This window comes from Pseudomonas sp. MT92 (assembly GCF_058792515.1).
This window is the reverse complement of record NZ_JBXAFA010000037.1, coordinates 1-10948: the sequence shown is the minus strand read 5'-3', so window position 1 is coordinate 10948 and position 10948 is coordinate 1. Positions and strand designations below refer to the sequence as shown.

Annotated in this window: 12 protein-coding genes and 2 pseudogenes; 10 read left to right on the top strand and 4 right to left on the bottom strand. The window is 57.7% G+C overall.

Annotated elements, in window-relative coordinates:
• The first annotated feature begins 39 nt into the window (after positions 1–39).
• Positions 40–816, top strand: a complete 777-nt coding sequence (locus tag AC1Q6D_RS32960; RefSeq protein WP_218277320.1) for a hypothetical protein — start codon at positions 40–42, stop codon at positions 814–816.
• A gap of 55 nt (positions 817–871) precedes the next feature.
• Here AC1Q6D_RS32960 and AC1Q6D_RS32955 read toward each other — a convergent pair.
• From AC1Q6D_RS32955 to AC1Q6D_RS32945, 3 genes and pseudogenes are all read right to left on the bottom strand, one after another.
• Positions 872–2380 (bottom strand): annotated as a pseudogene (locus tag AC1Q6D_RS32955) (Tn3-like element ISPa38 family transposase); the annotation flags it as partial.
• A gap of 252 nt (positions 2381–2632) precedes the next feature.
• Entirely contained in the window at positions 2633–3193 is a 561-nt protein-coding gene (locus tag AC1Q6D_RS32950) for a chlorite dismutase family protein (RefSeq protein WP_002718009.1), read from the bottom strand.
• 347 nt (positions 3194–3540) lie between these two features.
• Positions 3541–4008: pseudogene (locus tag AC1Q6D_RS32945) on the bottom strand (DUF4158 domain-containing protein); the annotation flags it as partial.
• Between the two features lie 344 nt (positions 4009–4352).
• Here AC1Q6D_RS32945 and AC1Q6D_RS32940 point away from each other — a divergent pair.
• A complete protein-coding gene (locus tag AC1Q6D_RS32940) occupies positions 4353–4976 on the top strand; it encodes a recombinase family protein (protein WP_011222094.1) in 624 nt (207 codons plus the stop codon).
• 163 nt (positions 4977–5139) lie between these two features.
• On the opposite strand, the gene AC1Q6D_RS32935 is transcribed toward AC1Q6D_RS32940, so the two are convergent.
• On the bottom strand, positions 5140–5472 hold the full coding sequence (locus tag AC1Q6D_RS32935; RefSeq protein WP_043876060.1) for a quaternary ammonium compound efflux SMR transporter QacF: 333 nt from the start codon (positions 5470–5472) through the stop codon (positions 5140–5142).
• A gap of 500 nt (positions 5473–5972) precedes the next feature.
• Here AC1Q6D_RS32935 and AC1Q6D_RS32930 point away from each other — a divergent pair, with 500 nt between their 5' ends.
• The 8 genes from AC1Q6D_RS32930 to AC1Q6D_RS32895 all read left to right on the top strand — a co-directional run bounded on the left by AC1Q6D_RS32930 (position 5973) and on the right by AC1Q6D_RS32895 (position 10748).
• On the top strand, positions 5973–6836 hold the full coding sequence (locus AC1Q6D_RS32930) for an SDR family oxidoreductase (RefSeq protein ID WP_036174241.1): 864 nt from the start codon (positions 5973–5975) through the stop codon (positions 6834–6836).
• Between the two features lie 663 nt (positions 6837–7499).
• Positions 7500–7766 (top strand): nucleotidyltransferase family protein, encoded by a 267-nt coding sequence (locus tag AC1Q6D_RS32925; protein WP_016487057.1) that lies wholly within the window; start codon positions 7500–7502, stop codon positions 7764–7766.
• Complete coding sequence (locus tag AC1Q6D_RS32920) at positions 7763–8158, top strand: HepT-like ribonuclease domain-containing protein (protein ID WP_025297688.1); 396 nt, start codon at positions 7763–7765, stop codon at positions 8156–8158. The genes AC1Q6D_RS32925 and AC1Q6D_RS32920 overlap by 4 nt, the downstream gene beginning before the upstream one ends.
• 236 nt (positions 8159–8394) lie before the next feature.
• Positions 8395–8751, top strand: coding sequence for a cupin domain-containing protein (locus AC1Q6D_RS32915; protein ID WP_003465043.1), 357 nt, complete (start codon positions 8395–8397; stop codon positions 8749–8751).
• 254 nt (positions 8752–9005) lie between these two features.
• Positions 9006–9332 (top strand): hypothetical protein, encoded by a 327-nt coding sequence (locus AC1Q6D_RS32910; protein WP_003100858.1) that lies wholly within the window; start codon positions 9006–9008, stop codon positions 9330–9332.
• Positions 9329–9829: a hypothetical protein gene (locus tag AC1Q6D_RS32905; RefSeq protein WP_003100856.1), complete on the top strand. Its 501-nt coding sequence runs from the start codon at positions 9329–9331 to the stop codon at positions 9827–9829. Before AC1Q6D_RS32910 ends, AC1Q6D_RS32905 begins: the two co-directional genes overlap by 4 nt.
• A complete protein-coding gene (locus tag AC1Q6D_RS32900; protein WP_003100853.1) occupies positions 9826–10197 on the top strand; it encodes a hypothetical protein in 372 nt (123 codons plus the stop codon). Before AC1Q6D_RS32905 ends, AC1Q6D_RS32900 begins: the two co-directional genes overlap by 4 nt.
• Positions 10191–10748: a recombinase family protein gene (locus AC1Q6D_RS32895; RefSeq protein WP_003100847.1), complete on the top strand. Its 558-nt coding sequence runs from the start codon at positions 10191–10193 to the stop codon at positions 10746–10748. Before AC1Q6D_RS32900 ends, AC1Q6D_RS32895 begins: the two co-directional genes overlap by 7 nt.
• Positions 10749–10948 lie beyond the last annotated feature (200 nt).

The window sequence follows — 10948 nt, the reverse complement described above, 5'->3', positions numbered from 1 at the left end:
GGTAGCTGGTGACACGAGTGTTGAGCCCACCCAACTAGGGTGACGGAAATTTCTGGGGTTCCGGCTTACATCCCCAGCACCGAGCTGGCCCACGAAATCGGGCGCATTCGGCCACCGAAGGCGCTTGACCTGGTAGAGCGTGATCGGGGCGTTTTGCAGGCAGAGCAAGAGCGGCAGGCGCTCCAGAACCGGCACACCGAAGCGGGCAGCGCCTCAGCCCGCGCCCGCGACCAGGCGCAGGAATGGCGCGAAGCGCACAAGGTGCAAGCCTGGCTGCACGACAAGGGCATAGGCCACGCGGCCAAGCTGCGCGAGCTGGAGGAACAGCGCGAGGCAAACCGGGCCGAGTGGCAGAAGCTGGGGCCGCAGATCGAGCAGGCAGGCTTGCAGGTGCAGCACCTGCGCAGCCAGGCACAGCAGCGCATCAGCGCCGAGCAAGCGCCGACGCTGGCCAAGGTGGCCGAGCTGGAGGAACTGCGCCGGGAGAAGGTGCGCCAGGAGTTCGAGCAGCAGAAGCGCCAGCAGGCCGAGAAGAAGGCCGAGCGCGAGCGCGAAGCCGTGCCCAAGGACTTTGCAGCAATGGCCGTCAAGCGCGAGATGAAGGCCGGAGGCTGGAGCGACCGGGGCGAGCAATGGAAGGCTGCGCCCGAGGGCTTGAAGAAGCTGATTGACGGCTACAACGCCGCGCCCAATGCGGCACGCCCGGCCATCCTTGAACGCATCTTGAGCGACGGCCAGCGCCGCGAGCAGGTGCGCGAGCTGCTGGCCGAGCAGCGGCAGCAGTACCGCGCCAACGACCGGGGCATGGAGCGGTAAAAATAATTCTTGCGTTATCTCTGGGGTCGTCTCAGAAAACGGAAAATAAAGCACGCTAAGCCGGTTGCAGCGGCCGTAGCGGCCTGAACTTGCCCGCGCCGATCTTGGCGCTGCTGCGCCAGAGGTAATCGCCGGTCAGGTTGATGTGCTCCCAGCCGAGCGGCGACAGGTACTGCAACAGGCCGTCATCGACGGCTTGACCGTGGCCACGCAAGGCGTTCGCGGCCCGCTCCAGATAGACCGTGTTCCATAGCACGATGGCCGCCGTCACCAGGTTGAGGCCGCTGGCCCGGTAGCGCTGCTGCTCGAAGCTGCGGTCGCGGATTTCCCCCAGGCGGTTGAAGAACACGGCGCGGGCCAGCGCGTTGCGCGCCTCGCCTTTGTTCAGCCCGGCATGCACGCGGCGGCGCAGCTCGACGCTTTGCAGCCAGTCCAGGATGAACAGTGTGCGCTCGATGCGTCCCAGCTCACGCAGGGCGACGGCCAGGCCGTTCTGGCGCGGGTAGCTGCCAAGCTTCCTGAGCATCAGCGAGGCCGTCGCCGTGCCCTGCTTGATCGAGGTGGCCATCCGCAGGATTTCATCCCAATGGGCGCGGACGTGCTTGATGTTGAGCGTGCCGCCGATCATCGGTTTCAACGCCTCGTAGGTGGCATCGCCCTTCGGGATGTAGAGCTTGGTGTCGCCCAGGTCACGAATGCGCGGGGCGAAGCGGAAGCCCAGCAGGTGCATCAACGCGAAGACGTGGTCCGTGAACCCTGCCGTGTCGGTGTAGTGCTCCTCGATCCGCAGGTCGGATTCGTGATACAGCAGGCCGTCGAGCACGTAGGTCGAGTCGCGCACGCCGACGTTCACGACCTTGGTGTGGAACGGCGCGTACTGGTCGGAGATATGGGTGTAGAACGTCCGCCCTGGGCTGCTGCCGTATTTCGGATTGATGTGGCCGGTGCTCTCGGCCTTGCTGCCGGTGCGGAAGTTCTGGCCGTCCGACGATGACGTGGTGCCGTCGCCCCAATGCTCGGCGAAGGGATGTCGGAACTGCGCGTTGACCAGCTCGGCCAGTGCCGCCCCGTAGGTTTCGTCGCGGATGTGCCAGGCTTGCAGCCAGGCCAGCTTGGCGTAGGTCGTGCCGGGGCACGATTCCGCCATCTTGGTCAGGCCCAGGTTGATCGCGTCGGCGAGGATCGTGGTCAGCAACAGGTTTTTGTCCTTGGCCAGGTCGCCTGACTTCAGGTGGGCGAAGTGCCGGGTGAAGCCCGTCCATTCGTCTACCTCCAGCAGCAATTCGGTGATCTTGACGTGCGGTAGGATCATCGCCGTCTGGTCGATCAGGGCCTGTGCGGTATCGGGCACCGCCGCATCGAGCGGCGTGATCTTCAGGCCCGACTCCGTGATGATGGCGTCCGGCAGCTCGTTGGCCAGCGCCATGCGGTTGACGGTGGCGAGCTGCGTTTCCAGCAGCGTCAGCCGGTCATGCAGGTACTGGTCGCAATCGGTGGCCACGGCCAGCGGCAATTCGCTGGCCTGCTTGAGGCTGGCGAATTTCGCGGGCGGCACCAGGTAGTTGTAGCGGCTCGCGTTTGAAAACGGGCGTGCTCGCATTCGACGCCGCTTTCGGCTCGAATTAACTGCAACTGACGGCGCGCTGATGCTCACGCTATCTGCAAACGAGCTTGCAATCGACGGCGGCGGCTCGCATTTCATGGCGGCGTGCTCGAATTAATTGCAAGTGAAATGCCGGGTTCCAAGCTATCCAAAATCAATAGATGCAGTGCCGGCTGCCCGCTAACGCCTCTGAGCGGTCAGACGGGGATTGACCTACGCCGCCTCTCGCACGAGACGGATATCGACTTCTCTGTCAACGTACTTCCATTCCTCTGTTGCACGCAGTTCGGAAAGCAATGCGTTGAACTCAGCCTCATGGGTTGGCGCGAACTCGAACCAATTGAGAAAATCGAACGGTTCATTTTCAGAGAGGTCGCGGCAGTGGTGGAGCTTGCGCGCTACTGCAGGCAAGTAGTTGAGCCCGATTTGGATGTGCTTTGACTTTTCGAAAACGCTCCGGCGCTCGTCTTGCGTGAATTCCCACCAAGCTGCGTTTTTTCGGATCGGTATCAACGCAGCGCAAGTTGCTTCTGGGCGCGCTAGCCCTTGCTGCTTCACCACAATTTCGTTCTTCTCTTCGCGCATGACATACCGTTCATTGCTTGTTATTCCGCGAAGTACCCAGGGTGCATTGGTTTCGGGCTGCAACTCTGAGGCAGATATTACGTTGAGCCTTTTGGCTTCAGGCAGTGACTTGCCAACTATGGTTTCGGTTCCAACGATCCGCCAAAGACCGCTGTCTCCGCCGACGAATGCAAATAATCGTGTATCCATTTCACCCCCTTCATGTGAGTGTGTTAACTTTTTTACAGCCTCAAAAAACCTATCTGCCCATCCCATGCTTGTGCATCATCGTCTCGCCTCGCTTAGCGTAGTATTGCATTACGCTTACCAGCGCCCCCAGTTAAATTGTAAATATAGCATCGAATTGGTCTGTGATACGACCGCCAGAAAATAGCCGTTTGTCGCCATTTCAAAAATTAATTGTACCGTATCGGTACGCCCTAACTAGGCGTCAGGCCGGAACCTTGGGCCGCGTCAGGATAGGGCCGATTCCAGCATTTTCTGACGCCTCGCCGGCAACCTCTAGGGCCTCAACCTGACAGGCCGTACGCTTAACGTACGATTTTTTCCGTTTTCTCTATCGTCCCCATCAAGGCTCTGGCCAGCACGATGCCCTTGTCGGTTTGCATGGCCAGCTCGGTCAGCAACTGGACAGCCTGCCGGTAGTGGCCAATCGTGAACGGCTGGAAGCCGAACACCGTTTGCAGCTCGACCAGGTGCTCGCGTCGGGTCTGCTCACGCTGCCCGTACTCGTCCCAGCTTTCGATGCCGACCTTGAGCTGGTTGGCGACCAGTCTCAGCAATGGCGGGAACGGTGGCTCATCAGCGCCAAGGATGACGCCGGGAAAGCGCAGGTAGCAGAGCTGCACCGCGAAGCCCAGCCGATTGGCCGGGCCGCGCCGCTGCCGGATGATGGAGAGGTCGCTTTCGCTGAACGTGTAGTGACGGATCAACTCATCCTTGGTGTCCGGCAACGCCAGCAGGCTTTCGCGCTCGGCGGCGGAGAGGATCGAACGGCGGGGCATGCGGTTTCCTTCTTCTTGAAAACGTAGGTTTGTGACAAGCCCGCCAAGGCAACCGGCGCGTGTCGTTTTCAGAAGGCGACTGCACCGGTTCATTGGGTTGGCCGTACCGAGTGCATAGGACTGCTGACACGACCTGTTCAGTAGTCGTATGCACGAGCCGCCGCGAGGGGATGGGATTGCTCAGGAGTCCCCTGCACGATGCTGTCTTGCGCCGTCACTTTACTAACCATAAACACCCTTTGTATGCCTTAGACAGAATTACGGGTTAAGTGACAATTTTTGACGACCGGCACGTTCTGGCTCACACTGTCACATAATCGAACGTATATGTGACAGGCGAAGAGATGTTGATCGGCTATATGCGGGTGTCGAAAGCGGACGGATCCCAATCCACCAATTTGCAGCGCGATGCGCTCATCGGCGCCGGCGTGAGTCCTGCCCATCTCTACGAGGATCTGGCATCAGGCCGACGCGATGATCGCCCAGGGTTGGCTGCTTGCCTGAAGGCGCTTCGTGAAGGGGATACGCTGATCGTATGGAAGCTCGATCGGCTCGGCCGCGATCTGCGCCACCTGATCAATACCGTGCACGACCTGACTGCGCGTAGCGTGGGACTGAAGGTCCTGACCGGTCACGGTGCAGCGGTCGACACGACGACTGCCGCCGGCAAGCTTGTGTTCGGCATTTTTGCTGCGCTGGCAGAGTTCGAGCGGGAGTTGATTTCCGAGCGAACGGTCGCCGGGCTTGTCTCGGCGCGCGCTCGCGGCAGGAAAGGGGGGCGCCCCTTCAAGATGACCGCCGCCAAGCTACGCCTGGCGATGGCCAGCATGGGGCAACCGGAAACCAAGGTGGGCGATCTCTGCGAAGAACTGGGGATTACCCGGCAGACGCTCTACCGGCATGTGTCACCCAAGGGAGAGCTGCGACCAGACGGCGTAAAGCTGCTCTCCCGAGGTTCAGCCGCATAGTAGCGGCGACCTGGAACGAGGCTGTTCAGTGCGGCAACGATCCGATTGCCGGTGTCGACCCGATGCAGCCGTCCAGCTTTGACGGAAGCTGTCGTTCAACGCCTGAATTAAGCCGCGCCGCGAAGCGGCGTCGGCTTGAATGAATTGTTAGATGCCAACCCGGTCAATGTGCGCTGACCTTGGATAGCAGGTTTAGAACGGCGACGCCACTGACGATAAGTCCCATGCCAATGAACGCCCAGAAGTCTAGTTTTTGGCCATGGAAAATCCAAGCAATAGCTGCCACAAGCACGATGCCAAGCCCAGCCCATACAGCGTAAGCAATACCGACCGGAATGGACTTGAGCGCGAGAGACAAGAAATAGAACGCAAGCCCGTAGCCAGCCACAACTACAACGGAAGGAACTAACCTAGTGAATCCATGGCTAGACTTCAGTGCGGAAGTTGCGATGACCTCGCCAAAGATTGCAACAGCCAGAAATATCCAGTTCTTCACGCGCAATCTCCTCTACGGTATGAAGGAGAAATTGTAGTGGCTATGAGTTGCCAAAAACAGTCTTGCGGCTATCGATTTTCTGTGAGCATACGCAACGCCAAATCTGGCATCTAACCCATATAAAAAAACACGAAGCATCATAGGTTTATCTAGTTTAGGGAAAGAGAAAATAACTTTTTCATGAGTTGAACAACAGCGGCAAACTATTAAAAAGCTAAAAAGAGGAGTTGACTTGTAAAAATTTTGATTGCACGGCCTTATCTATGATAGGCGCGACAAAATGATAGGAGGCATTCACCTTGTTTAGCAGCACAGGCATAAGATTTGATTTACATTTCTGATGCAATTATAATGGTGGGCAAGAATGGCCGAAATACATAATAAACAGTCATTCCTCAATCCAGTCTTCAATTGCGGCCGCCTTCGTTTATTTTTGGCTTCCGCCACCTAGATGATGTTATTTATTCAAAAAATTTTTAGAAAAAAAAGGAGAAATGATTATGTCAATTGCGGTTACAGGTGCTACTGGTCAACTCGGTGGGCTTGTGATTCAACATTTGCTCAAAAAAGTTCCCGCCAGTCAAATCATTGCCATCGTGCGTAATGTTGAAAAAGCCTCTACTCTTGCCGATCAAGGCGTGGAAGTTCGCCATGGCGACTATAATCAACCGGAATCTCTTCAAAAGGCTTTTGCAGGTGTCTCCAAGCTGCTCTTTATCTCAGGTCCGCATTATGATAATACGCTTCTTATCGTTCAACATGCAAATGTCGTAAAAGCTGCCAGAGATGCGGGAGTCAAACATATTGCTTACACAGGATATGCCTTTGCTGAGGAATCAATAATTCCCCTTGCACACGTACATTTAGCAACGGAATATGCCATCCGTACGACCAATATCCCGTATACTTTCCTGCGTAATGCCTTATATACGGACTTTTTTGTAAATGAGGGGCTGCGCGCATCCATAGAGTCTGGAGCAATTGTTACGAATGCGGGAAGCGGGATCGTTAATTCAGTAACACGCAATGAACTTGCTTTGGCTGCCGCAACGGTTCTTACAGAGGAAGGGCATGAAAACAAAACGTATAACCTTGTTTCCAATCAACCGTGGACCTTTGATGAACTTGCCCAAATTCTCTCCGAGGTTTCCGGCAAAAAAGTCGTGCATCAGCCTGTCTCATTCGAAGAAGAGAAAAATTTCCTCGTAAACGCTGGTGTCCCTGAGCCGTTTGCTGAAATTACGGCAGCGATCTATGACGCGATTTCCAAAGGAGAAGCGTCCAAAACATCAGATGATCTGCAAAAACTGATCGGATCCTTGACCCCTCTGAAGGAAACCGTAAAACAAGCCCTGAAAATGTAAGAATTGACCAAATGACATAAAATGAAAAAACAGAACATCCAATGACTGCAAACTCGTGACCTGCTTTATCTTAGTTCGAAAATAAGCCCTGTCACGCAGACAGACATTAACAGCCTGAGACCTAAAATTACATAAGGACTCAGGCTGTTTTATTTCTTTTGATCACGTTGGCGGATTTAAAAACGAAACGAGAGTATATCATCTTTTACCCCTTTGTTTTAGGGCGACAGTTCTGCCGCATAACATCGGGATGTCGGATAACATGTTCTGCAACCTTCTGTTTAGAATAAGAAATATCGCGCAAGGCAAGATAACAACGCAGGTAAAGCAGCAGCTGGCATGGTGTGTGGTCTGATCGATTCCGGGCACAGGCGTATAGCATATCCTCCCGCCGGGGTGGCCGCTATCCGGAGCGCTTGATGACCGGCCGCTCCTGGCCGCCTGCCGCCCGTCATTCCCTGATGGGTTCAACCCCCTTTGCTGCTGTAGTGCATTCGGCTTCTGACATTTGGCGCAGCCGTCTTCTGAAAACGACAGCGCGGCACGGGAATCAAGGCATTGCGATTCTCGAAAATAGTTCTTGAAATTCTATTCTTGATTGCATATCATCTCAACGAGTTTCGATAAGAAAGGATGCCCATGCGACCGTCTGTTGTGCTTGACATGAAGCGAAGCGCAGTGCGTGAAGCGGTAGGCCGCTTTCGCGCCGCGAACCCGCGCGTCTTCGGCTCGGTGCTGCATGGCACCGACCGGGATGGCAGCGACCTCGACCTGTTGGTCGATGCGCTGCCCGGTGCCACGTTGTTGGACTTGGGCGATTTGGAAGAAGAACTGAAATCGCTGCTCGGCGTTGACGTCGATCTGCTGACTCCCGGCGACCTGCCGCCGAAGTTCCGGGCCAAGGTGCTCGCGGAGGCGCAACCGATATGAGCGAGAACCGCCTGCCCGATTACCTCGACCACATTCAGCAGGCCGCAACCGATGCGCGCAGCTTCGTGGAAGGGATGGCCAAGGACGACTTCTTGGCCGACAAGCGCACCCAGCAGGCCGTCATCATGAGCCTGATCGTCATCGGCGAGGCGGCCACAAAGGTGATGGATGGCTACGTCGAGTTCACCCAGGCGCATGCCGACGTGCCGTGGCGCAGCATGCGCAATATGCGTAATATGCGTAATCGCATGGCTCACGGCTATTTCGACATCAACCTCGATGTGGTGTGGGAGACGGTACAGGAATGGCTGCCGGCGTTGCTCCAGCAATTGCCCGCCGTGCGTCAGGATGCCGACGATGAAGACCGTAACGACAAAGGCATGGAGCCATGACCAATCAAGCCGCCGATGTTCGGCCCCTCTGGCGTGTTCGATCCCGCGACCTATGAGCCGCGCTCGGGCAAGACCTTCTGGATGGCCGCAACGGACGTGAGTTCGCTGGTGGGCAAGGAGGCAGCAGCCGACACGCTCATCGGCAACTGCACGACCGCACGACCAGCCTCCCGTTCAAATTCGAGTTAGAACTCATATCCAGCCTGTCTGGGGGCACTGTGAAAGAGGGATCTCCGATGACTGTTGAATCGAGAATATTTTCTGTAGCCGAGTATGTTCAGCCGTCCGAAGGCGAGCCTATTCGTTCCGTTGTGCTTGAAACCCGAGACTCAATTATCGTGGTTTGGCATGTCCATCCCGGGCAGGAAATTGCGGCTCACATTCATCCTCACGGCCAAGACACGTGGACTGTTTTGTCGGGAATGGCTGATTACTTTCAGGGCAATGGGATTGTTCGTGCCCTCAGGGAAGGTGAGATAGCCGTGGCAAGACCGGGCCAAGTGCACGGGGCGCGAAATACAGGTACCGAGCCATTTGTGTTCGTCTCGGTTGTGGCATCAGCCAATGCCGGTTTCGTATTGGCTGAGCGATAGAGCCCAATCTCTGGAGTTGGTCCAATGAGCGGTCGGGGAGATAGGTAACAGACATGCAGCGGACACGGCTGCTAAACCAGGTCGCAAACCTCCTTGCGTCGCAGCGTGCCGCAAGCGACGCGATCAATCGAATGGGGTCGGCATGAGACTGAACACCATCCAGTTCCCGACCGCGTAGCCGCCTGTCCTGCCGATCAGGTCTTGACCATCGACGCCTGGGATCAGTCCTGAATGTTCTTGGAGACCACTACGTTATGAGCCGCAGCCGCCGCAAAACACCCATCGTCGGGCACACGACCTGCGGCAGCGAGCGCGAGGACAAGAAGCTCTGGCATCAGCGCTGGCGCACCCGTGAGCGCACGGCGCTGACCAGCGCGTCGCCCGAAGCCCTGAGCGCCCATCTGCCCCTGCTGGAAAACCAGGCCAGCAGCGTCTGGTCGATGGGCAAGGATGGCCGCTCCTACTGGCCCGTCAAGCGCCAGGCCGCCACGGCGGATCGCATCGCCAATCACAAGGGACGCAACCCGCAAGAACGCGCCTCCCTGAAAAAGCGCCTGCTGCGCAAGTGGATGAGCAAATGAAGCTCTCCTTCCATCAGCACATTGCGCTGTTCTGGATGATCGGTGCTCCGGGCGTCTTCGCGCCCGTGATCGAGAACGCCAAGCGGCCCGATGCCGGCGCCGTCATGGCGTGGGGTGTCGCGATCGTGGCGGTGATGATCCTCTTCACCCCTTTGCTGCTGCGCTGTCCACCATTCCGGCGCTGGTATGGCCGGACGGATGCGCTGTCGGAGCGGCAGCGCCAGGCGCTTGCCGAGCGCGGCCTGCGCCGCTACTACCAGACCGCTTTCGATGACGGCTACGTGCCCCGCGTGATGCCCTACGTGTGGCGCATCATCTGGACGGTCGGCGGGTTGATGGCTGTGACCGCCGTACTGCCTACCAACACCGGACGGCCAGCCTTCGATGCCTTGGTGGTCTTCTCGACCTGGTATCCGATAGGCGTGATGCTGCTGGTTTTCGCGTCGAGGCCCCTTGGCCGGTTGATTCGCCAAAGAGCACAGGAGCGGCGGAAATGAGCACGTCAACCATCGAGGCGCTGGCCAGCGCCTGGGCAAGGATTGCCGAGGAAGCGGAATTCCCCGCTGACTACGAGGGGACTGCCACACCACAAGCGCATCGGGCTAGCGAAGCTATTCAGGAGCAGATTCGGGAGCGCATCGTCGCCACCAACGACATGCGGCTGTTCAGCCTGCTGCACCTGCTGGGTCAGGCGTCGCTGCGCATGGAGCAAGCGCTGTGGCCGGAGGATTACGAGCGGATGACGCGCGAGGTTGAGGAAGCCCTGCGGCAAGCCACCGACGCCAACGCCAGATCGTACACCCACGAAGAAGTGATGCAGGCGATGCAGGAACGCATCGACCGGGCGCGAGACAAGCCATGTTGATTGGCTATGCGCGCGTCTCGACGCAGGATCAGAACCTGGAGCTGCAACGCGAAGCCTTGAGCAAGGCCGGATGTAAAAAGGTCTTCGAGGACAAGGTGAGTGGCACGCGGGCAGACCGGCCTGGCTTGGCCAAGACGCTCGAAATGCTGCGCGAAGGCGATACTTTGGTCGTCTGGAAGCTCGACCGGCTGGGCCGGTCGGTCAAGCAACTGGTCGATCTGGTCGGCGATCTGCACAAGCACGGTGTCCAGTTCAGGAGCCTCACCGACTCCATCGACACCGGCACACCATCCGGGCGGTTCTTCTTCCACGTCATGGCGAGCCTTGCCGAAATGGAGCGCGAGCTGACCGTCGAGCGCACCCGCGCCGGGCTGGAAGTCGCCAAGCAGCTCGGCCGCAAAGGCGGCCGCAAGCCGAAGATGACCGACAGCAAGATCGAGTCGGCCAAGAAGCTGCTGGCCAGCGGGGTGCCGCCCAAGGACGTGGCCAAGAACCTCGGCGTGTCCATTCCGACGCTGTACCGCTGGGTGCCAGCCTCCACGCACGCTTAGCGTGCTTTATTTTCCGTTTTCTGAGACGACCCCTCTCTAACCCGTGTTATGATGTTATCTCTAACGGAGAAAACGCCATGACCGACGAAGCCCTGAACGCCCTTTTCGGCAAAGCCGATTATTGGGGTTTGGGGAGCAATGGAACCAAAAACCAACGTAAGCTCTGAATCCCACCGTAAAGGGGCTTTCCGATCTCCAGC

Coding starts and splice junctions, on each gene's coding strand:
- AC1Q6D_RS32915 (WP_003465043.1), top strand. CDS start 8,395: ATGACTGTTGAATCGAGAATATTTTCTGTAGCCGAGTATGTTCAGCCG.
- AC1Q6D_RS32950 (WP_002718009.1), bottom strand. CDS start 3,193: ATGGATACACGATTATTTGCATTCGTCGGCGGAGACAGCGGTCTTTGG.
- AC1Q6D_RS32925 (WP_016487057.1), top strand. CDS start 7,500: ATGAAGCGAAGCGCAGTGCGTGAAGCGGTAGGCCGCTTTCGCGCCGCG.
- AC1Q6D_RS32895 (WP_003100847.1), top strand. CDS start 10,191: ATGTTGATTGGCTATGCGCGCGTCTCGACGCAGGATCAGAACCTGGAG.
- AC1Q6D_RS32910 (WP_003100858.1), top strand. CDS start 9,006: ATGAGCCGCAGCCGCCGCAAAACACCCATCGTCGGGCACACGACCTGC.
- AC1Q6D_RS32920 (WP_025297688.1), top strand. CDS start 7,763: ATGAGCGAGAACCGCCTGCCCGATTACCTCGACCACATTCAGCAGGCC.
- AC1Q6D_RS32930 (WP_036174241.1), top strand. CDS start 5,973: ATGTCAATTGCGGTTACAGGTGCTACTGGTCAACTCGGTGGGCTTGTG.
- AC1Q6D_RS32940 (WP_011222094.1), top strand. CDS start 4,353: ATGTTGATCGGCTATATGCGGGTGTCGAAAGCGGACGGATCCCAATCC.
- AC1Q6D_RS32900 (WP_003100853.1), top strand. CDS start 9,826: ATGAGCACGTCAACCATCGAGGCGCTGGCCAGCGCCTGGGCAAGGATT.
- AC1Q6D_RS32905 (WP_003100856.1), top strand. CDS start 9,329: ATGAAGCTCTCCTTCCATCAGCACATTGCGCTGTTCTGGATGATCGGT.